The 17,780-nt window shown below is 54.1% G+C and carries 25 protein-coding genes; 6 read left to right on the forward strand and 19 right to left on the reverse strand.

Annotated features, from left to right (window positions below):
• The 10 genes from hisH to ACZ5TN_RS04675 form a co-directional block, all read right to left on the reverse strand.
• Entirely contained in the window at positions 1-588 is a 588-nt protein-coding gene (gene hisH / locus ACZ5TN_RS04630) for an imidazole glycerol phosphate synthase subunit HisH (protein ID WP_011249201.1), read from the reverse strand.
• Positions 585-1,118 (reverse strand): imidazoleglycerol-phosphate dehydratase HisB, encoded by a 534-nt coding sequence (hisB, locus tag ACZ5TN_RS04635; RefSeq protein WP_464917292.1) that lies wholly within the window; start codon positions 1,116-1,118, stop codon positions 585-587. Before hisB ends, hisH begins: the two co-directional genes overlap by 4 nt.
• Positions 1,115-2,245, reverse strand: a complete 1,131-nt coding sequence (hisD, locus tag ACZ5TN_RS04640) for a histidinol dehydrogenase (protein ID WP_464917293.1) — start codon at positions 2,243-2,245, stop codon at positions 1,115-1,117. The genes hisB and hisD overlap by 4 nt, the downstream gene beginning before the upstream one ends.
• Positions 2,232-2,843 (reverse strand): ATP phosphoribosyltransferase, encoded by a 612-nt coding sequence (hisG, locus tag ACZ5TN_RS04645; protein WP_464917294.1) that lies wholly within the window; start codon positions 2,841-2,843, stop codon positions 2,232-2,234. The genes hisD and hisG overlap by 14 nt, the downstream gene beginning before the upstream one ends.
• Positions 2,840-3,721, reverse strand: a complete 882-nt coding sequence (locus ACZ5TN_RS04650) for an ATP phosphoribosyltransferase regulatory subunit (protein WP_011249197.1) — start codon at positions 3,719-3,721, stop codon at positions 2,840-2,842. Before ACZ5TN_RS04650 ends, hisG begins: the two co-directional genes overlap by 4 nt.
• Positions 3,722-3,942: 221 nt before the next feature.
• Positions 3,943-4,386, reverse strand: coding sequence for a protein-tyrosine phosphatase family protein (locus tag ACZ5TN_RS04655; protein WP_464917295.1), 444 nt, complete (start codon positions 4,384-4,386; stop codon positions 3,943-3,945).
• Between the two features lie 4 nt (positions 4,387-4,390).
• A complete protein-coding gene (speB, locus tag ACZ5TN_RS04660; RefSeq protein ID WP_464917296.1) occupies positions 4,391-5,212 on the reverse strand; it encodes an agmatinase in 822 nt (273 codons plus the stop codon).
• Positions 5,213-5,542, reverse strand: a complete 330-nt coding sequence (gene metG / locus ACZ5TN_RS04665) for a methionine--tRNA ligase subunit beta (RefSeq protein ID WP_464917506.1) — start codon at positions 5,540-5,542, stop codon at positions 5,213-5,215. It abuts the gene before it with no gap.
• A 35-nt stretch (positions 5,543-5,577) separates the two neighbouring features.
• Positions 5,578-6,249, reverse strand: coding sequence for a carbon-nitrogen hydrolase family protein (locus ACZ5TN_RS04670; protein ID WP_464917297.1), 672 nt, complete (start codon positions 6,247-6,249; stop codon positions 5,578-5,580).
• Positions 6,218-6,556, reverse strand: a complete 339-nt coding sequence (locus ACZ5TN_RS04675) for a hypothetical protein (protein WP_054840076.1) — start codon at positions 6,554-6,556, stop codon at positions 6,218-6,220. Before ACZ5TN_RS04675 ends, ACZ5TN_RS04670 begins: the two co-directional genes overlap by 32 nt.
• 73 nt (positions 6,557-6,629) lie before the next feature.
• Here ACZ5TN_RS04675 and ACZ5TN_RS04680 point away from each other — a divergent pair, with 73 nt between their 5' ends.
• Together ACZ5TN_RS04680 and ACZ5TN_RS04685 are read left to right on the forward strand one after the other, a co-directional pair.
• Positions 6,630-7,568 (forward strand): hypothetical protein, encoded by a 939-nt coding sequence (locus ACZ5TN_RS04680; protein WP_464917298.1) that lies wholly within the window; start codon positions 6,630-6,632, stop codon positions 7,566-7,568.
• Positions 7,569-7,609: 41 nt separating this feature from the next.
• Complete coding sequence (locus ACZ5TN_RS04685) at positions 7,610-8,821, forward strand: MFS transporter (RefSeq protein ID WP_464917299.1); 1,212 nt, start codon at positions 7,610-7,612, stop codon at positions 8,819-8,821.
• 127 nt (positions 8,822-8,948) lie between these two features.
• Here the strand turns inward: ACZ5TN_RS04685 and ACZ5TN_RS04690 are convergent, their stop codons facing one another.
• Positions 8,949-9,569: a class I SAM-dependent methyltransferase gene (locus ACZ5TN_RS04690; RefSeq protein ID WP_464917300.1), complete on the reverse strand. Its 621-nt coding sequence runs from the start codon at positions 9,567-9,569 to the stop codon at positions 8,949-8,951.
• A gap of 127 nt (positions 9,570-9,696) precedes the next feature.
• Between ACZ5TN_RS04690 and ACZ5TN_RS04695 the strand changes: the two genes are divergently transcribed.
• The gene (locus tag ACZ5TN_RS04695; RefSeq protein WP_464917507.1) at positions 9,697-10,284 is read left to right on the forward strand and encodes a GNAT family N-acetyltransferase; all 588 of its coding nucleotides are present in this window, start codon (positions 9,697-9,699) and stop codon (positions 10,282-10,284) included.
• Positions 10,285-10,356: 72 nt separating this feature from the next.
• Positions 10,357-11,166, forward strand: a complete 810-nt coding sequence (locus tag ACZ5TN_RS04700; protein WP_464917301.1) for a GNAT family N-acetyltransferase — start codon at positions 10,357-10,359, stop codon at positions 11,164-11,166.
• Here ACZ5TN_RS04700 and ACZ5TN_RS04705 read toward each other — a convergent pair.
• The 4 genes from ACZ5TN_RS04705 to ACZ5TN_RS04720 are packed head-to-tail and all read right to left on the reverse strand — an operon-like array spanning position 11,163 to position 12,981.
• Entirely contained in the window at positions 11,163-11,384 is a 222-nt protein-coding gene (locus tag ACZ5TN_RS04705) for a hypothetical protein (protein ID WP_011249182.1), read from the reverse strand. The genes ACZ5TN_RS04700 and ACZ5TN_RS04705 overlap by 4 nt on opposite strands.
• Entirely contained in the window at positions 11,381-11,875 is a 495-nt protein-coding gene (locus ACZ5TN_RS04710; RefSeq protein ID WP_011249181.1) for a hypothetical protein, read from the reverse strand. The genes ACZ5TN_RS04705 and ACZ5TN_RS04710 overlap by 4 nt, the downstream gene beginning before the upstream one ends.
• A 10-nt stretch (positions 11,876-11,885) precedes the next feature.
• Positions 11,886-12,332 (reverse strand): helix-turn-helix domain-containing protein, encoded by a 447-nt coding sequence (locus ACZ5TN_RS04715; RefSeq protein WP_011249180.1) that lies wholly within the window; start codon positions 12,330-12,332, stop codon positions 11,886-11,888.
• Positions 12,333-12,357: 25 nt separating this feature from the next.
• On the reverse strand, positions 12,358-12,981 hold the full coding sequence (locus ACZ5TN_RS04720; RefSeq protein ID WP_464917508.1) for a class I SAM-dependent methyltransferase: 624 nt from the start codon (positions 12,979-12,981) through the stop codon (positions 12,358-12,360).
• Positions 12,982-13,067: 86 nt separating this feature from the next.
• On the opposite strand from ACZ5TN_RS04720, the gene ACZ5TN_RS04725 reads away from it, so the two are divergent.
• Positions 13,068-14,237: an MFS transporter gene (locus tag ACZ5TN_RS04725; protein WP_464917302.1), complete on the forward strand. Its 1,170-nt coding sequence runs from the start codon at positions 13,068-13,070 to the stop codon at positions 14,235-14,237.
• Positions 14,238-14,245: 8 nt separating this feature from the next.
• Here ACZ5TN_RS04725 and ACZ5TN_RS04730 read toward each other — a convergent pair whose 3' ends face one another.
• From ACZ5TN_RS04730 to ACZ5TN_RS04745, 4 genes are all read right to left on the reverse strand, one after another.
• Positions 14,246-14,614 carry a nucleotidyltransferase domain-containing protein gene (locus ACZ5TN_RS04730; protein WP_464917303.1) on the reverse strand — a complete coding sequence of 123 codons (369 nt, stop codon included), beginning with the start codon at positions 14,612-14,614 and terminating at the stop codon, positions 14,246-14,248.
• On the reverse strand, positions 14,589-15,002 hold the full coding sequence (locus ACZ5TN_RS04735; protein WP_011249176.1) for a HEPN domain-containing protein: 414 nt from the start codon (positions 15,000-15,002) through the stop codon (positions 14,589-14,591). Before ACZ5TN_RS04735 ends, ACZ5TN_RS04730 begins: the two co-directional genes overlap by 26 nt.
• Before the next feature lie 76 nt (positions 15,003-15,078).
• Positions 15,079-15,555, reverse strand: coding sequence for a hypothetical protein (locus ACZ5TN_RS04740; protein ID WP_464917304.1), 477 nt, complete (start codon positions 15,553-15,555; stop codon positions 15,079-15,081).
• The gene (locus ACZ5TN_RS04745; RefSeq protein WP_011249174.1) at positions 15,552-16,793 is read right to left on the reverse strand and encodes a sugar phosphate nucleotidyltransferase; all 1,242 of its coding nucleotides are present in this window, start codon (positions 16,791-16,793) and stop codon (positions 15,552-15,554) included. Before ACZ5TN_RS04745 ends, ACZ5TN_RS04740 begins: the two co-directional genes overlap by 4 nt.
• A 129-nt stretch (positions 16,794-16,922) precedes the next feature.
• On the opposite strand from ACZ5TN_RS04745, the gene nadC reads away from it, so the two are divergent.
• On the forward strand, positions 16,923-17,756 hold the full coding sequence (nadC, locus tag ACZ5TN_RS04750; RefSeq protein ID WP_464917305.1) for a carboxylating nicotinate-nucleotide diphosphorylase: 834 nt from the start codon (positions 16,923-16,925) through the stop codon (positions 17,754-17,756).
• The last annotated feature ends 24 nt before the right edge of the window (positions 17,757-17,780 follow it).

The following is a 17,780-nucleotide window of genomic DNA, read 5'->3' on the forward strand; positions in this document are numbered from 1 at the left end:
TCACAGCCTCCTGAAGTTCTCCAAAAGCCTCAGCCCGTTCCTCCCGCTCTTCTCGGGGTGGAACTGGACGGCGTAAACGTTGTCCCTGCAGACGGCCGAGGTGAAGACCACCTTGGCCCCCTTCGACTCGTAGTCCGTCACTCCCACCGTTACGTCCTCCTCGGGGAGAGCATAGTAGGAGTGGACGAAGTAGAAGTAGGCACCGTCCTTTATGCCCTCGAAGAGCGGGCACTCCTTCCTCTGCCACACCTGGTTCCAGCCGATGTGGGGCACCCTAACGCCCTGGAAGCGCACGACATTTCCCCTGAAGACCCCCAGACCAGGCTTTCCGGGGCTCTCCTCGCTCCCCTCGAAGAGAAGCTGGAGGCCGAGGCAGATACCCAGCAGGGGCTTTCCGTCGTTTATCGCATCGATTATAACTCCCCTGAGCGGTTCCAGCTTTTCCATCACCGCCCCGAAGTTCCCGACCCCCGGGAGGACTATCTTCTCGGCCCCCTCTATCGCGTAGGGGTCGCTCGTGATCACCCCTCCGAGGGCCTTCCTCACGTTGGCGAGGTTCCCTATCCCGAGGTCAACTACGGCTATCATTCTAGGACCCCCTTGGTGCTCTCCAGCCTTTCGCTCTCCGCTATAGCCTGGGCGAGGGCTATTCCTAGCCCTTTGAAGGCGGCCTCTATTATGTGGTGCGCGTTTACTCCCCCAAGCTGTTTGACGTGGATGGTCGCCCTGAGCGAGCGCGCCAGCCCCCAGAGGAACTCCCTGACGAGTGTTACGCTGAATCCCTCCTCTTCCTCCAGCGGGAAGAGCTCAAGGTTCAGGTAGGGCCTCCCAGAGATGTCAAGGGCAACCAGAATGAGCGCGTCGTCCATCGGCATTACAGCGCTCCCGAAGCGGGCGAACTTCCCTGGGAGCTTCTCCCTCAGCTCCAGCCCCAGGGTTATCCCCACGTCCTCCCAAAGGTGGTGCCTGAGGTCGTAGGTGGCTTTAACCCGGGCATTCCTTCCCATGTAGTGGAAGAGGGCCATCAGGAGGTGATCTAAGACAGGATCGCCCGTCTCTATGGTCCCCTCGACGTCGAGCTCGACCTCTATATCTGTTTCCTTTGTCGTTCGCCTCATCTCCTCACCTCCAGGCTCCTCCTGTGGGCTTCCATCCCCTCTATCTCAGCCATCCTCACCCCCAGCCTTCTGTAGGCCAAAAACTCCTCCCTGCTCACCCTCGCGAGGGTTATGGGCTTCATGAAGTCCATCACCGTCAGAACCCCGCTGAACCTGGCCGCTCCTCCTGTTGGGAGGACGTGGTTAACGCCGAGGAAGTAGTCGGCTGCTGGGACGGGAGTGTAGGGGCCGAGGTAGATGGCTCCAGCGTTCTCGATGAGGTCAACGAGCTCCTCAGGGTTTTCGGTTATTATCTCAAGGTGCTCGGGGGCTATCTCGTTGGCCTTCTCGGCGCATTCCTCCAGGTTCCTGCATAGGAGAACCTCTATCCCCTCCCTTGAGCAGTAATCTGCGAGCTCCCTGGAGGTGGTCAGGAGCCATGCCTTACTGTCCTTCCCGTGCTCGAGCTGACTGAGGAGATCGGCGAGCACGTAATCCTTATCTGCACTCTCATCGGCTATCACGGCTATCTCAGAAGGCCCTGCGAGGCTGTCTATTCCAACAATGCCGAACACCTGCCTCTTGGCCTCGTTGACGAACCTGTTCCCGGGCCCGAATATCTTGTCAACCCTCCTCATGCCAACCCCGTAGGCCATCGCCGCTATTGCCCCCACCCCGCCGAGCTTGTAGACCTCCTCGATCCCGAGCAGTTTTGCCACGTAGAGAACGTAGGGGTTCACCTTCCCGTCTTTGGGCGGCGTCGTGACTGCTATCTCCCTGACCCCGGCTATTCTGGCTGGAATCCCGACCATCATGAACGTCGACGGGAGCGGCTTTCCCCCGGGAACGTATATCCCTATCCTCCCTATCGGGCGATATATAAGGCCGTAGAGAGAGCCCCTCTTGATGTAGAGCTCTGCATCCCTGAACTGCCTCTCGTGGTACTCCCAGAGGCGCTCCATCGTCTCCTCGATTACCCTCTTGTCCTCCTCTGGCACGAGTTCCTCTGCCTCCTCGAACTCCCCCTCCGAAACCCTGAACGGGCCCGAGTAGTTGTCGAACCTTTCCGAGTACTCCCTCAGGGCCTCAAGGCCCCTTCTCCTGATGTCCTCCAGGATTTCCCTAACGTATTCTTCAAGCCCCTTCATCCAAAACCCCCCTAAGCTTCATCACAAGCTCGTTTATCTCATCGAACAGAACCTTCTGCGCTATCCTGTTGACGAGAAGGAGCGCGGAAACGTCCATAACCTTGGCAACCTCGACGAGGCCGTTCTCCCTCAGCGTCTGGCCGGTCTCGACGATGTCAACTATGGCATCGGCTATCCCCGTCCTGACGGAGAGCTCAACGCTCCCGTGGAGCTTCATAACCTCAACGTCAACGCCAATCGAGTCGAAATAAGAGCTTGCTATCCGTGGGTATTTCGTGGCTATCCTGAAGCCGTCCATGTCCTCAGGATACCTTTTCCTCTCCCCGGGAACGGCCACGCTTATCCTGCACTTTCCGAAGGGCAGTTCCAGGGGAATGAAAAGGTCGCTCCCCCTCTCCAAAACCACGTCGCTGCCAGCTATCCCCACCTCAACCCCGTGTTCGACGTAAACGGGAACGTCGAAGGCCCTCGCGAGGAGAACCCTACCATCGGCCGAAACAAGCTCCCTCCCGTTCGGGAGCTCCAGCTCAACTCCAGCTTTCCTCAGGAACTCTATGCTGGGCTTTAGGAGCCTTCCTTTCGGGAGAACGAACCTCATGGCCTCACCTCCACGGGAATGCCCATTTTCACGAGCTCCCTGGCCCTCCTGTAGACTTCCCCAGGCTCTCCCGTGAGCACCTGCCTCTTCCTTTCCCGCCCCCTGTAGAGCTTCAAGAGGGCTCCTAAGTCGAGGGCAAAGCCTATGGCCTTTTTATTCCCCACCAGGTACTCCCCGCCGCCGCCAAGGGGCTTCCCGAGCCTCGGAGAATAGACCTCAAAGATAACATCCGTGTAGTAGGGGAGCGGCCTCACGGTCCCGAAGTCCAGGAAAACCCTCTCATCGCCGAGGAGCTCCGCTATCGCGTCGAGCTTTTCGACGCCCGACCTCTTCCCCCTGAAGTTGAAGAGTCTCCACAAAGCCCTTTTCCTGCCCGCGGATATCGGCAGGGATTCTATGATCCCGAAGTTTCTGGTTAAAAGGGCCCTCCTGACTTCTTCCCTGAAGGGTTCAATGCCCCTCGTTGCCTCCTCCCAGACCTTAACGCTCCCAACGTCTATGTAGAAGTCCTCGATTCCGAGTGATTCGAGGGCAGTTATCAGAACGCTCGGGACCTCAACGTACATATCCGGCTCTCTGCCGCCGATCAGCTCCACTCCAGCCTCCCAGACCCCGTGGATTTCTCCATCGAGAACCTCGCTTATGTAGTAGATCCTCGCTTCCCCGTTGTTGAAATCCCTTATTATCCTGGACGTGGCGTCTGGGCATATCACGTAAAACTCGTTGTTGTGGGCGAACTTCGTTCCCTTCCTTATTGACTCAGAGTACTCCTCTACTGCGGGAAACACTATTTCGCGGTAGTTCCAGAGGTCGAAGACCCCTCTGAGCCGGTTCCCAATCTCGGCTAGCCTCAAATAGTCCCGGAGTGTGTACCTCAAGAAGAACACCCCCCGAAAAAGTCTGCACTAACCTTTAGGCCAGGGACATCTTCAGAAGAGATGATGGCAGTAAGTCACCTTGAAAAGCAGTGATGCGCCCATAGATAAAACCCGGGATTTAATGCTTCTCTCTACCATGGTACTCACCGGGGCCGGGTGATGGTGAAAGTATATAAACCTGTCGCCAGGAAAGGCTGTCCACAAAAGCAAAAATCCAGGCGTTAGATTCTCTCCTCAAGCTCCTTCAAAACCTCCATCTGCTCCTGTGTTTCAACCGCTCCAGGTCTCTTTCTCCTGACTTCCATGAGGGCCTCGCGGAGAGAAAGACCCCTCGAGTACATGAGCCAAGCAACCGCCACCGTTCCGCTCCTTCCCAGGCCGCCCATGCAGTGGATTAGAACTTTCTTGCCTTCTCTAACTCGCTCTTCGATCCACCGGAGGATTTCGAGGAGCTGCTCAACGCTTGGAGCCGTGAAGTCTGGAATGGGGCTGTGAAGGAATTCTAAACCTCTCTTTTCCCACTCATCGAGCGAATAGGGAAGCTCGTGCTCCTCAACGAGAACAACTACTGCGTCAAAGTCTCTAGTCACTTCGTCGAGCTCCCTCTCCGCCGGCATCCGTGAGAATGCCACTCTCTCATCAATGAACTTCGCGGAGGGCCACATCCTCTCACCTCCCAAGGACTTCCCTGATTATCTTAGCTGCCGAGAAGGCCGTTACGTTGCTCACGTCATAGTGCGGGTTGAGCTCTACCACGTCGAAGGCCACAACCTCGGCGTCAATGCTTTTTATGAGCTCAATGAGCTCCCTCGTGCTGAGCCCTCCAGGCTCCGGGTTTCCAACGCCGGGGGCAAACGCCGGGTCGAGGACGTCGAGGTCGAAGGAGAGGTAGGCCCTCTCGAAGGGAACCTCCACCTCGGCCCCCTTCCACACTTCCGAGGCGGAGTAAATCAGTATGCCTTCTCTCTCAGCGAAGTCAAGCTGTTCAGGAGTTGGGGCCCTTATCCCCACCTGAACAACGTTTTCGCCCCTAACCCAGCCCTCCTCCACGAGGCGCCTCACGGGACAGGCGTGGGAGTAGGGGTCACCTTCGTACTCAGGATAGAGGTCCGGGTGAGCATCGAAGTATATCAGCCCAAACTCTTCCCCGCTCGCCTCCCTGAGGGCCCTGAAGGTGGCGTAGGTTATGGAGTGGTCGCCGCCGAGGAAGAGAAACCTCTCACCACTGTAGTTCTCCCCCACGAGCTTCCTCACCCTCTCAAGAACCTCCGCGAAGGATTCCCCCTCCACGTCGCCAAGGTCTCTGTACCGCCATCTCTCCGCAAGGTTGACGAGATTCTCTGTGTAGCTGTTGTATAGCTCGCTTGATGTTGCCTCCCTTATGGCCTTTGGGCCGTCCCTCGCGCCCCTCCGGTATGAAGAAGAGCCGTCCCAGCGGATTCCAAGGAGCAGGAGGTTCGGGTTTTTGGATTCTGGAATTCCGAAGAGCATTCACCACACCCTCGTTCCGACGGGTACCTCTTCCGGAACCGGCAGGAGGTAGACCTTACCGTCCTCGGTTTCCGCAACTATGAGCATCCCCTGACTCTCAACACCGCTCAACTTTTTCGGCTTGAGGTTGAGGACGAAAACGAACCTCTTACCCTCAAGCTCTTCCGGGGAGTACTGGTCGGCTATGCCCGTTATTACCGTCCTCTCCTCGCCCCCAAAGTCCACATCGAGCTTTATGAGCTTCCTCGTACGCTTCAGCTTCTCGGCCCTCTTAACCAGCCCGACGCGGAGGTCGAACTTCCAGAACTCATCAACGTCGTAGAGCTCCATGGGAACCACCGAAAAAAAGTTGGAGTGGGGGTATTTTAGGGTTGCCCCTCCCAGAGGAGGAGCTCCTCTCCCCTGCTCTCACCGATTAGCGTCCCGTCTCCATCAAAGACCCATGCACCGCCGGGCGGAAAGCTGTTCACGATGAAAGTCTTAACCCCTAGGAGTCCGACGCGCTCCGACATGGCCGCGATGTCCTCTTCGTTTGGTTCTCCGTATTCGGGCGAATACTCCATGGGCACGAAGAGAAAATCTGGCCTTTTCCTCCTCACCCACTTGGCTATGCGCCTGTTGTAGAGGTCGCCGCAGATGATAATGGCAACCTTCCCGGACTCCGTTCTGGCAGTCCTAACCGTGTTGCCCGTGCAGAACTTGTAAGGTTCCTGGAACTTGCGGTGCTTGAGGAGGACTTTGCCGTTCCGCCCGATGAGTAAGGCGGAATTGTAAACGCAGTTCTTGTATGGCTCAAGCAGGCCAAAGACGACGTAGACGTTGTTTTTCCTCGCCAGCTCGCTCACCCTCGCGGTTATCTCGTCGTAGAGCTCCGCTCCACTGAAGTCCCACTCCTTAAAACCCGTCAGGCAGTACTCGGGGAAAACGAGAAAATCAGTATCATATTCTAAGGCCTCATTAAAGCGCCTTTTGAACTCCTCCCAGTTGGCCCCGAAGTTTCCGTCCTCAACGCGCATTGGGATTAGTGCTACCCTCATTTTTCACCCTCCTTATGAGTGAAAGCGCGCCCAGAACCGCTACCAAAGTGAAAAGCCTGACATCCCACTTTTCGGCTTTTTTCATGACGAGGTACACCACAACAAGGCCAAAGAGGTAGGAAATCACCATAGAGAGCTTCCTGTGCCCTCTCCTCTCGACAACGTAGAGGATGGCAAGATAAACGACCACCAGGCCAAAGTAGAGGTATCCGATGAAGTAGGCAGGAACAAAGGCGAGGATTATCATGATTACCACGAGGAGGGTGAGGATTCCACTGTTGAAGCTGTTCTTTCCCATTATGACCACACAATTACTACCGCCCACAAAAACCTTAAAACTTTTATCTTTAAAAACGGTTAGCTAAACGGGAGGACTTCAAATGAAGAGGTATTCCTTCGGCTTTGAGACAGTTCCAGTCGCTCTGGTGGATGACCTGCTCATCGGGAGCGTCCACGACGGAAGGAACTATAAAATCCTGCTGGCCAGAGTTATGGGCGAAGAAATCCTCGAAACTCACTTCTTGAGTGGAAAAAACGACTGGGAGGGGCATTCGATAGCGAGGATAGAGGGAGGCTACATGATAGGGGGTGCCGCCGAGGGGAAAGCAACGTCCGACGGCGGTGTTGGGTGGAAGGCCTACGTTGCAAGGCTCGATGAGGATTTAAACGTCCTCTGGGAGAGGAAGATTGAGATAAGGGGCAACGAGGCTACCTACTCCATCCTTCTCGCGGGGGATTCGGTGTTCATAGCCGGCGACACAGGACGGCCAGGAAACATGGGCTTTTTTGTTGGAAAGCTCTCGATGGACGGCGAGCTGGAGTGGCTGAAGGACTTTGGCAATTGGGAGGAGGTTGTTACGGTATCCCTCCTTCTAGGAGATAAGCCAAAGCTCATCGGGAGCGTTAAGGAGGAGTGCTGGAAAGTCGTCGCCTTTGACTTCGATTCCGAGGGGAACTTTCTGGATAGGACAACAATAACGGAGGAAGGAATAGCTCTCACTTCAACGCTCTGGGACGACAAACTTATCCTCGCCGGCTACAAGGAAAATGACCTCTGGGTCTGGAGCAAGGAGTGGGAAGTAACCCTTCCAAACGGCGCCGCCACCTCACTCCTTCCGCTTGGAGATGGCCTTCTCGTCGGAGGAGAGGTCGAAGGAACGGCCTCCGTTATGGAGCTCAGCCCAAACGGGGAAGTCCTCTGGAAAAAGTCCCTCTGGGAGCGCGGCTGGGTGGAGGTTCTGGGCAAAGACCTCGCTGCGGGTGTGAAAGAGGAGGACGGGAAGACTGTTATGATGGTTGAATCGATAGGCGAATGGTGAAAACAAAGTTGCATGCTTTAAAACGTTTGGAGGGATTAAGTATGGATTTAATCAAGAAGTTTAAGCTCCTGATGGCCCTGATGAGCACTGGCTTCCTCGGTAACTTGCTCGTCATCTACTTCCTCTCCAAGGGGTTCAGCTACGCCCAGATAGGCCTTGAGACCTCGGTGATGGTTCTTGGTGGCTTTCTCTTCGAGGTTCCAACTGGGGTCGTCGGCGACAAAATAAGCAGGAAGCTGAGCGTCCTCCTCGGCTTTACCATCCATGCATTTGGAAGTGTTGTTCTCCTCTTCCTTCACAACTTCCCCATGCTTCTCCTATATGCGCTCATATCCGCCCTGGGCGCCTCCTTCGTCAGTGGAAGCTTTGAGGCGTGGCTCTTCGACGACCTGAAGCACATAGGGAGGGAGAGGGAATACAGAAAGGTTATGCGCGAAGCTAAAAGCATAACGATTCCTCTCTCTGCGACAACCCTCGTTGTGGGGGCTTTTCTGGCGCAGTTCTACGGCTTCACCCTGCCCATCGTCCTGGGCCTCATAGTTGAGCTTTTGGCGGTAGCCCTAATCCTCTCGATCCCGGAGTACGAGTTCAAGAAAACGGAGAGAAATTACCTAGGTCACACTCTCTCTTCACTAAGGGAGCTCTTCCAGCCGAGGCTCTTCTGGCTGGTTTTGCTATCTATCATCGTTGGCATGCAAACCAATCAGTTCAGGAAGTTCTTCGAGCCCTACCTTGGAGGGGTACTGGCCAAAAGCCTCGGGACAACACTCATGGGCACTTTAGGACTTCTCGGTGTCGTCGAGGTCACAGTCAGGACGGTTCCAAGGCTCATCGGCGTCCGCCTCCGCGACTCCTGGAGCAGGAAAGCCTACTCCCTCGCCCCAGTTCTCCTCCCACTGTTAACGGTTCTCTCCGTGGTTTACACCAACCCTCTCTGGATAGTCGCCCTTGGAATAGCCCTCACCATCATAACGGCGGCTTTCGGCTTCAACCTGAACGTGGAGTTCCAGCACAGGATACCGAGCGAGAAGAGGGCAACCATCCTTTCCCTCGACAGGATGCTCGCCGGATTGGTGATGGCGGTTTTCTATGCCGTCTACGGCTTTGCTGTGGACAAGCTGGGTCTGTCTGGGGCCAGACTGATGTTCGCAATAGCTCTGCTGGTGCTCGGTGCCGGCTTCAAGGCTGGAGAAGTTCTGGGATTCCTGGGAGAGCATCTAAAGCTGCACCACCTGGAGGAAAGCGGAGACTAGCTCACATCTTTTCCCCGTTCAACATCGAAAGCCAGACACAAACTCATACATCTAGAAAGCCTTCTGAAGTGGCCAACTATTGGGCGATCGATACCATTAACTCCCGTGATGGCTGCAAAGTCTCAACTCACAACCTCTCAACAACCATCAAAAACGCCTCCCGTAGATCGCCGTGGCTCTCCGCCCGGCCAACGGTAACGCCCTTGACTATTTTCATCCCCTTCCATCTTGCGAATTCCCTTATTCTCTTCCTCAGGTCGTTAATGTCGAAGTCCCCAACGATGACGCGCCCTCCTTCTTCGAGCACTTCGAGGGCCCTCTCAAGAAACGGCTCCGGCTCAAAGTCGTGCAGAACGTACGAGAACACTACGGAGTCGAACTTTTCGTCGAGGCCCATTTCCAAAAAGTTTCCCTGAACGAACTTGGCATTTTTCGTAACTCTATCCCCCAAGCGGTTGCAGAACTCGATTACCTCCTCTTTCCTATCAACGCCAACGACCATCTCAACCCCGTCTTTTAAGGCCATCTTGAACGTTAGAACTCCAGTCCCGCAGCCGACGTCGAGAACCTTCCCCTTAACTTCCTCGGTTATCATCTCCATGAGCCTCTTTCTGATCTCCAGCTCTTCTCTATAGGAGGGATATCTGGCTAGTAAGCTGCCGACGAGCCAGTAGAAATCTTCCTCGCCCCCTCCCGATTCCCGAAACGTTCTGAGGGCCTCTTCATAGTAGAGCTTTAGAATGTTCATCTTGAACCACCTAGTAAGCTGAAATCAGTGTCAAACTAACGCCCCTTCTCCACCGTTCCATCCCACATCTCCAAAATAACTTTGCATGAAAACTTTTTAAAAACTCTTTTGCGTTGTAACCGTGGGGATGGCTATGAGGCCCATCATCCTTAAGGGGGAGAAAGTCGCCTTAGGTGTGATTATCAAGGAGGACGTTCAGAAAATATGGGAATGGAATAACGACAGAGAGGTCGCCAAAAGTCTCGCCGATCCATCCGATGTTTCAACGCTCGAAGAGTGGATGAGGTGGTACGAGAATCTGACGGCCAAAAAGCCAACCAAGAGGGCCTTTGCAGTACTTAATGATGATGGCGAACTTGTTGGGACAGTTATCTTGAGCGGAATAGACTTCAGGAACGGAACGGCAGAGATAGGTTATTTCATCGGAAAAGAACACTGGGGGAAGGGCTACGCGAGTGAGGCTGTAAAGCTGGCCTTGAGATTTTGCTTTCAATACATGAACCTGCGCAAGGTCTTTGCGAGAACCTATGAGAACAACGCCGCCTCAATAAAGGTTCTTGAGAAGAACAGCTTCAAGCTGACGGGAAAATTAAGGAAACATGCGTGGACGCCGGAGGGGTACGTTGATGTGTTGTTCTATGACATAATGAGGGAAGAGTGGCAGGCCTCGGCTGAAGCGATGGGAAATACGTGGACGAGCTGTTTTACGAGTTAATTCGGGAAGAGGGGAAGAGAAGCCCAAAGCTCTAAAACCTGAAGCGGGATAAGTCCTATCAGGTGAACCACAATGGAACCCATCATACGTGAAGCCAAACCCGAAGATAAGCCCTTCATCGAGGAAATAGCGAGGCTGACGTGGGGCGGTGAAGATTATTTAGCGCGCGTCTTCGACGAGTGGGTTGAAGACGGGAACTTCTACGTGCTTGAGCTTGATGGAAAGGTAATCGGGACGGCGAAGCTCACCCTCCTGCCCAAGAGAGTCGGCTGGATGGAGGGGCTTAGAGTACACCCAGACTACCGCGGCAGAGGCTTTGGAAGAATGCTTCACAACTTCATAGTCGAGAGGGGGAAGGAGCTGGCCGAAGAGGGCAAGATAGATGCCCTTGAGTTCGCGACCTACTTCCTCAACAGGGAGAGCATAGCGATGGCCAAAAAGGACGGCTTTAAAGTCCTTGCACGCTTCCTCAACCTTGCCGCGAAAGTTAAGGACTTTGAGCCGGTTGAACCGGAGCCGGCGGAGCTGACGATGGAGGACCTAACGCTCGGCATCATCCCTCTCGGCTGGAAGTTCGTCCACAGAAGCGAGGAGGCCCTTGAGTGGCTGAGAAGGAAGGCCGAGGTTTACGAGATAGCGGGCTTCAAGTTCCTGGTCGAGAAAGGAAGGACTACGTTCACACCGCTCTCATTCGGCCTCGGATGCATAAAGGCAATGCTTCCAGCTATGGCGTGGGTAGCGAAGGATAGGGACGAAGCCTTTGACCTCATGCTCCCGGCGAGCATGATGCCGGTCCTGCCCGGCCTCAAGCGGCTCGGTCTGTCCCTATGGGACGAGACCGACGAGCCGAACGTGCTGGTGTTCAGAAAAGACCTTACTTAGTCTCTTTCTTTTCTAAAAATCATCCCTTTCCAGTCAACCTCAACGAAAAATTCCTCCGTGAGAGCATCCACAACCTCTTCTGGTAGGCCTTCCTTCTTCAAAGCCTTTCTAAAGGCCCTCCTTCCCCTGCGGACAATCCTAACTAACCCCGCAATTTGGAATAGAGACCTTGGAATATGTAAAAAGAGAAGCTTAAGGAGAGAGCTGACTAAGCTCACTCCTCCTTCTCCTCCTCTTCCTCGATCTCTATTTCCCTGACCTTCTTGTGGCCGAGGGGGATGTTAACGCTCACGTTGCCGCCCTTGCTTGCCATCATGTTTGCGAAGGTCTCAGTCAGGGTCTTGACGACGTTTATGCTGGCCATGTACTCCTTCGTCAGCTCAAGAGCAGCCTCCTTGTCCATTCCCGCCTCGACGAGGTTCTTGTAGAAATCGGCGACGCTCTTCCCCATTGCCGCCATCTTCTCAGGGTTATATAGCTCCTTGAGGAGCTCCTTTATAGGCTCTATTATGTCCTCCATTATGGGACCGATCTTGTCCATCAGAATTGCTGCTTTCTCGATGTCCTTGTCGCCCTCGACGGCCTCTATGAGGTCTTCGAGCATCTCCACCTTCCTTTGGAGGGCTTCGAGCTCCTCCGGTGTCTTGGCGTTCCTCATCTCCTCAACGATCTCGTCAATCAACCTCTCAATCTTCTCCGCGTTCACCATACCAATCACCTCAATAATCATTAGCGTGCTCAAACCTAATCGGCATTCCGATCAGCTCTAACCACTTCCTGACCACATCGCGGGAGAGGGTATATATCCTGCCTCTGTTGTCCTCGGAGGACACCTCTCTAACGACGCCCAGCTCCTCCAGCTCCTCAAGCTTTGCCCTGACTGTGTTCCGCGAGGCCTTTCCACGCCTCCCCTTGAGCTCCCGCGCTATTTGGCTCACGTTTGCCCTCCTCAGGTCGAAGAGAATCTTCACAATCTCCCTCGCTATCGGGTCATGCTTTATCTCTGGAATAACAACGTCTATGCTAAGCCCGCCGTATTCCGCGTAGAGGTTGAGGAGCCGGAGGTAGGACTGGGCCATCTGGGAGACTATCTCGAAGCTCTTCCTCAGCGTTTCAAGGGCCTCCCTGAGCTCCTGGACTTCCCTGGCTAGGTCTTCGTCGGGCATGTTAGTTAGTTGGGTGCTCAACCATTTAGGGGTTGTGGTCAGGGGTGAGCAGGTTGGAGTGCTTTTCCACCGCCACCACCCAGACGTACCTGTTAACCCTCTCAGCCTTCCACTCCACATCCAGCCTTTCAAAAATCGCCCTCAAATGGTCAAGGGTCGCGAAGTACTCCTCCAGAACCTCTTCCAGTATGCCATCCTCCTCGCCTATGCGCCTTTTCTCGTCTTCCGACTCAAACATGACGTCGGCTATGATTAGGATCCCTCCCGGTCTCAGCACGCGGAGCATTTCCCTTATCGCTTCCCCCTTCTCCTCGTCAGGAACGTGGTGGAAGGCGTAGGTGCTCACCACTGTATCCGCGCTCCCCTCCGGAAGAGGGATTTCGAGGAAGTGGCCGTCAATGGGCTCAAAGCCCCACTTCTCGCGAAAAGCCTTCCGCATCCCCTCCGAGGGCTCGACGCCGATGTAGCGCTCACAGCGGAGGAAGCGGAGGATGTTGCCCGTGCCACAGCCCACATCAACGACCACTCCCTTAGCCCTCTCCGCGACAAGCCGAAGGACTCTCTCATAATCGCTGTGTATCCAGCCGTCGCTCATAACGTCCTCGTCATAGCTCTCCGCCCACGAGTCAAAGTCCCACCTTTCTTCCATCCATGGCACCATCGTTACTCCCGCCGAAAATTATTTAAAGTTTTTTCACTCAAAGCACGACACTTTAGGCCTTCGGAGGGTTCTTTATGCGCTGGAGCGAAATTCCCAGGGAAGCCAAGGCCTACATGATCTACCACACTCTCATAGCCCCTGGACTAATAACCTGGACTCTCTTCCCGCTCTATCTCATGATGACTGGCTACTCCGTCCTCGAAGTCGGGGCGTTCTTCACGATAGTGAACATCGCCTCGATCCCGCTCACCTACCTCTTCGGCAGGCTCTTCAACCGCTGGGATATCAAAAAGGGCCTCATAGTGATAGACATCCTCGATGGAATAGCCTACGTCATGTACGGCCTCGCCAAGGGAGCGATAGCGCCGCTGATGCTCTTCGGCGGCAAGGTGATCGACAAGCTCTCCACTCTCCTCTATCCCCTATATCAGGCTTACGAGCAGATAATTTACCCTGAGGACAAATACGAGGAGATATTCGCCTGGCATCTAAGATTGCCCGAGATAGCCACTTTGGTGAGCTTTCCGATAATGGGCTACCTCCTCGGGTATGTGTACAATAGGCCGGAGCACTACCGCCTGACCTTCCTCTTCTTCGGTCTATTCTCGGTCGTTACTGTCACCTACCTCTGGCTCTTCCTCCCGAGCGTCGGGAAGGAGGAGAGGATAAGTCCTGAGGGGTTCACTTTCAAAGCAGGTGAGTTCAAGCGCCTAATCGCGTTTGAAACTCTCTTGACCCTCGCGTGGGGGCTGGCTCCTGAGTTCGTCCTCATAAACTATGTCGTCTTCGTTCTTCACAAGACGGTCTTCGAGATAACGCTGATAGCAGTCGCGAGCAGTCTTCTCAGAATAGCAGGCACATACGTCAGCGAGAGGGTTCCAAAGAATAAGGGCTTCCACGTGATAGCTTTGGGAATGTTTCTCAACGCCCTCTACGCCTTTGTGATGACCCTTGCCCCACCTTTCTGGCTCGCCCTGGTCGTTTACGCCATTGGGGACTTCGGCAACGCGCTGTGGTTCCCATTCTATCGCTCGTGGCTCTTCAAACTCATCCCGAAGGAAAAAACCACCGAGTTCCACGCCGCCCTTTCGAGCTACAACAGAGCCCTCGGCCTCGTAACGCCGATCACAGCCGGTTTCCTTGCGAGCGTCCACCCAACGCTGCCCTACGGCGCAAGTCTTGCTGGATTCATAGTGGCTGGATTGTTCCTCCTGTGGATCGCAAAGAAGAGAGGAAGACCTTAAGTTTTGCTTCATTCCACTTTTTTCAGCTCGGCTTTCAGCAGTTTTACGTACCGCTCGAATCCCTCTTCATCAACGATGTGGAATTCAAAGGGGTGATAATCGGGCAGGCCTGCGAGCTCTTCGATCCTCGCCTTGAATTCAGCCCTCTCGCGGAGGCTTTTTGGGACTTTTTGAACCTTTATCATCAGATCAACGTCACTCCCAGCGGTGAACTTCCCGGTCAGGACGCTGCCAAAGACGTAGAGCTCGCACTTACCAAAGACTTCCTCGCAAGCCCTCTTTATCGCTGGAAGGTAGCGCTTGTAGTTCTTTATCATTAGGTACCTCTTCCTCCCGCGCTCGATCATTGCCTCAATGGCTCTTCCTTTCGAACTCATCCGCTAGACCCTCCACGAAGTCCCTAACTTCCCTCACGAACTCCATAAGCTCCTCCGCGTCCTCGCGGTAGTAGCGCCGCGGCTCATACCTCGCCCCTATGTATGCATCCTCAAGCTCTCTGAGAAGGCTCCGGTGCGACCTTATGAAGTCAGCTACCTTCTCTTCCGCTTCAAGGGCTTTCCCAAGGGCCGCCAGAAGCTCCCTTACCGAGTGAGTTCTGAGTCTCACGTCAGCGTATTTAATCAGAAGGGCTTTGAGGTAAAACTGAATCGCTTGTTCTGTCAGAAAAATCGCGGCGTCGTACTTCTCTTCATCAAAAGCAGAATCAGCAAGCTCCATGTAGTCCTCTGATCTTTGAAGGAGAACCTCAACTTCTTCGTAGTGCATCGTCCCACCGAAGTTAGTTTGAGTACCAGAAATTAATACCTTTCGATTGAGAGTCAAAGCTGGGGATGCAAGTCCCTCAGCACACCCAGGGCTTGAGCATCAGTGCCGATGTGGTTAAAAACCACGTGAAGACAACCAGAGCGAGCTCGTGAAGGCGTTTTTCGTAGTAGTCTTGCTGAAGGAGATACGACAGGCCGGTTGCGAGGGAGAGGAAGTAGAGCATCGTTACAAAGCCTCCAGCATAAAGAGTCTTGCAGAGGCCGACCGGGACGAGGAGGAGACCGAAAAGCAAGTGGCTCTTCGCGTGCTCTCTCAGGGCTTCGTAGCGCTCAAGGAGGAGGTAGCCGAGGAGGAGAGGGGCTATCAAAATGGCCAGGGCGAGAATCCAGGTGGAGGTAACGCAGTAAAACTTAACGCCGGGGATCCCGCCAATCCGTTGAGTAGTCCGGTAGAGGTCAGCGACCTTCCTGTGGATTCCGAGGGATGCCTCAACAAGAAAGACGAAAAAGGAATACGCCACTAATAAGACTGGCTTTACTCCAATCTTAATCATCTTCTCGGCACACCCGTCCTAACGGTGTAGTGCTCAAGCGTTGCCCCCCTCTCCACGAACTCGTGTGGCCAGATTTTGACGTTGTACATCCTCACGTTGTCCTCTATGACGGCGTTGTCGCCGATTACGGAGTTTACGATTCTCACGTTGTTCCCAATCTCGACGTGGCGACCTATTATGGAGTTCACTATCCTAACGTTGTCTCCGAGCTTCACCCTGTCCATGACAACGGAGTGGAGGATCTCGCAGTTCCTACCAACGATCGTGTAGTTGTCTATAACAGCGTCCTCAAGTGCAGTCCCCTTTCCGATGCTGATGTGCCTGCCCAGGAGCACCTTACCCTCCACGATGAGCTTCCCAGTCTTTATCATCTCCCGGAACTTCCTCCGGAGGTCTTCGGACATCTCCGATTTGCCCTGCATGTAAACGTCGTGGGTTATTTCAACGGCCTCCATATCCTCGGGTGAAAGGTGACGGAGCAGGTACATGGCGGCGTTGAGATACCTCTCAGGCGTACCGACGTCGAACCAGTAGCCCTCCATCGGATAGCCGTAAACCTCGTAGCCGTGCTCTATGAGGGCAGGGATTATGTCACCTCCAAAGTCCAGCCTCCGAGTTTCCTTCATCTCCTTTGCCCATCCCTCGTTGAGGAACTCCCAGAAGTTCTCAGAGAGGATGTAAATCCCTGTGTTGGCGAGGTTGCTGGGTGCCTGCTCCGGCCTTGGCTTCTCGACGAAGTATTCAATCCGGTAGTCATCGTCTATCTTTGCCACACCAAAGCCTGTGACGTCTTCAACCGGCTGGAGGGCAATCGTCATGAAGGCGTTTTTCTTCCTGTGCCACTTGTACATGTCCTGAATGTTGAGCTGGTAGATGTTGTCGCCCTGGATAACTACGACAGGTTCTTTTATCCCGTAGTACTCCATTGTGTACCAAACGGCGTCGCCGTTGGTTGTACTCTCATAGCGCGGCATGTAGCGGATTCTAATTTCTTTTTCAAGGCCATATTTCTTCTGCAGCCAGTAGCCCTCTCGAAAGTAGTCAAAGAGCGTCGTGTAGTTCACATAGCCCCTAACCCCAAGGTAGACCTCCTCAATTCCGTCCTTCGCGAGACTGAGAATGGAGTGCTCCAGAATAGGCTTGTTCAAAAGCCTGACCAAGCCCTTAGAAGTCTCTATCGTGAGAGGGCGGAGCCTCGTGGCGTCTCCACCTATGGGGATGACGGCTTTCTTTATCATGGTGGCCCACCGTTTAACTTTGTCACAAGTAAATAAAAAAGTATCCCCTCCGAAGGGAAAATGGCAGTGATTAAGGCAAAATCAGAAAACAAAATAAAGAGAGAACTAGAGTGAGAACTGGTGAGAGTGATGGTTCCGCTCGAGTATCTGCTCAGGTTCATCGAGGAAGACGCGCCCTTTGGAGACGTCACAAGTGAGGCCGTGATTCCTGAAGATATGAAGGCAAGGGCAGTCATCATAGCAAAGCAGAATGGTGTCATAGCCGGCGTGGAAGAGGCCAAAGCGCTTTTCGAACACTTTGGGGTCAAAGTAGAGGTTAAAAAACGGGACGGAGAGTTAGTTGGGAAGAGAGACGTTATACTCGAGCTTGAGGGCAACGCGAGGGCGATTCTCCTGGTGGAGAGGACCGCCCTGAACATAATGGGCAGAATGAGTGGGATTGCAACTGAGGTCAGGAAGCTCGTGGAGAAAGTCAAGAGCGTGAACCCCAAAGTCAGAGTCGCCGGGACGAGGAAGACCCTCCTCAAACCCATAGACAAGCGTGCTCTCCTCATCGGCGGTGGAGAAACGCACCGCTTCTCCCTCAGCGACGCGATACTGATAAAGGACAACCACCTCGCCTTAGTTCCCCTTGAAGAGGCTATAAAACGCGCCAAGGAGTTCTCCATCTACAAGGTTGTCGAGGTTGAGGTCGAGAGCCTTGAAGATGCCCTGAAAGCAGCGAGAGCAGGGGCCGATGTGGTAATGCTCGACAACATGAAGCCTGCTGAAATAGCGGAGGTTATTGAAGCCCTCAAGCGTGAAGGCCTGAGGGGGAAGGTCAAAATAGAAGTCTCCGGAGGGATAACCCCCGAGAACATAACTGAATACGCGAAGCTCGACGTTGACGTCATCAGCCTTGGGTATCTCACGCACTCGGTCAAGAACTTTGATGTAAGCCTTGAGATAATTGGCAGGCTTTAAGGAATTAACTTCTGAACTCTTTTC

The organism is Thermococcus sp. JCM 11816 (assembly GCF_055396515.1).

Excerpts from the sequence above, each read along its gene's own strand:
- hisH (WP_011249201.1), bottom strand. The coding sequence starts at position 588 with ATGATAGCCGTAGTTGACCTCGGGATAGGGAACCTCGCCAACGTGAGG.
- hisB (WP_464917292.1), bottom strand. The coding sequence starts at position 1,118 with ATGAGGCGAACGACAAAGGAAACAGATATAGAGGTCGAGCTCGACGTC.
- hisD (WP_464917293.1), bottom strand. The coding sequence starts at position 2,245 with ATGAAGGGGCTTGAAGAATACGTTAGGGAAATCCTGGAGGACATCAGG.
- hisG (WP_464917294.1), bottom strand. The coding sequence starts at position 2,843 with ATGAGGTTCGTTCTCCCGAAAGGAAGGCTCCTAAAGCCCAGCATAGAG.
- ACZ5TN_RS04655 (WP_464917295.1), bottom strand. The coding sequence starts at position 4,386 with ATGTGGCCCTCCGCGAAGTTCATTGATGAGAGAGTGGCATTCTCACGG.
- speB (WP_464917296.1), bottom strand. The coding sequence starts at position 5,212 with ATGCTCTTCGGAATTCCAGAATCCAAAAACCCGAACCTCCTGCTCCTT.
- metG (WP_464917506.1), bottom strand. The coding sequence starts at position 5,542 with ATGGAGCTCTACGACGTTGATGAGTTCTGGAAGTTCGACCTCCGCGTC.
- ACZ5TN_RS04670 (WP_464917297.1), bottom strand. The coding sequence starts at position 6,249 with ATGAGGGTAGCACTAATCCCAATGCGCGTTGAGGACGGAAACTTCGGG.
- ACZ5TN_RS04680 (WP_464917298.1), top strand. The coding sequence starts at position 6,630 with ATGAAGAGGTATTCCTTCGGCTTTGAGACAGTTCCAGTCGCTCTGGTG.
- ACZ5TN_RS04685 (WP_464917299.1), top strand. The coding sequence starts at position 7,610 with ATGGATTTAATCAAGAAGTTTAAGCTCCTGATGGCCCTGATGAGCACT.
- ACZ5TN_RS04690 (WP_464917300.1), bottom strand. The coding sequence starts at position 9,569 with ATGAACATTCTAAAGCTCTACTATGAAGAGGCCCTCAGAACGTTTCGG.
- ACZ5TN_RS04695 (WP_464917507.1), top strand. The coding sequence starts at position 9,697 with ATGGCTATGAGGCCCATCATCCTTAAGGGGGAGAAAGTCGCCTTAGGT.
- ACZ5TN_RS04700 (WP_464917301.1), top strand. The coding sequence starts at position 10,357 with ATGGAACCCATCATACGTGAAGCCAAACCCGAAGATAAGCCCTTCATC.
- ACZ5TN_RS04710 (WP_011249181.1), bottom strand. The coding sequence starts at position 11,875 with ATGGTGAACGCGGAGAAGATTGAGAGGTTGATTGACGAGATCGTTGAG.
- ACZ5TN_RS04715 (WP_011249180.1), bottom strand. The coding sequence starts at position 12,332 with ATGCCCGACGAAGACCTAGCCAGGGAAGTCCAGGAGCTCAGGGAGGCC.
- ACZ5TN_RS04720 (WP_464917508.1), bottom strand. The coding sequence starts at position 12,981 with ATGGAAGAAAGGTGGGACTTTGACTCGTGGGCGGAGAGCTATGACGAG.
- ACZ5TN_RS04725 (WP_464917302.1), top strand. The coding sequence starts at position 13,068 with ATGCGCTGGAGCGAAATTCCCAGGGAAGCCAAGGCCTACATGATCTAC.
- ACZ5TN_RS04730 (WP_464917303.1), bottom strand. The coding sequence starts at position 14,614 with ATGAGTTCGAAAGGAAGAGCCATTGAGGCAATGATCGAGCGCGGGAGG.
- ACZ5TN_RS04735 (WP_011249176.1), bottom strand. The coding sequence starts at position 15,002 with ATGCACTACGAAGAAGTTGAGGTTCTCCTTCAAAGATCAGAGGACTAC.
- ACZ5TN_RS04740 (WP_464917304.1), bottom strand. The coding sequence starts at position 15,555 with ATGATTAAGATTGGAGTAAAGCCAGTCTTATTAGTGGCGTATTCCTTT.
- ACZ5TN_RS04745 (WP_011249174.1), bottom strand. The coding sequence starts at position 16,793 with ATGATAAAGAAAGCCGTCATCCCCATAGGTGGAGACGCCACGAGGCTC.
- nadC (WP_464917305.1), top strand. The coding sequence starts at position 16,923 with ATGGTTCCGCTCGAGTATCTGCTCAGGTTCATCGAGGAAGACGCGCCC.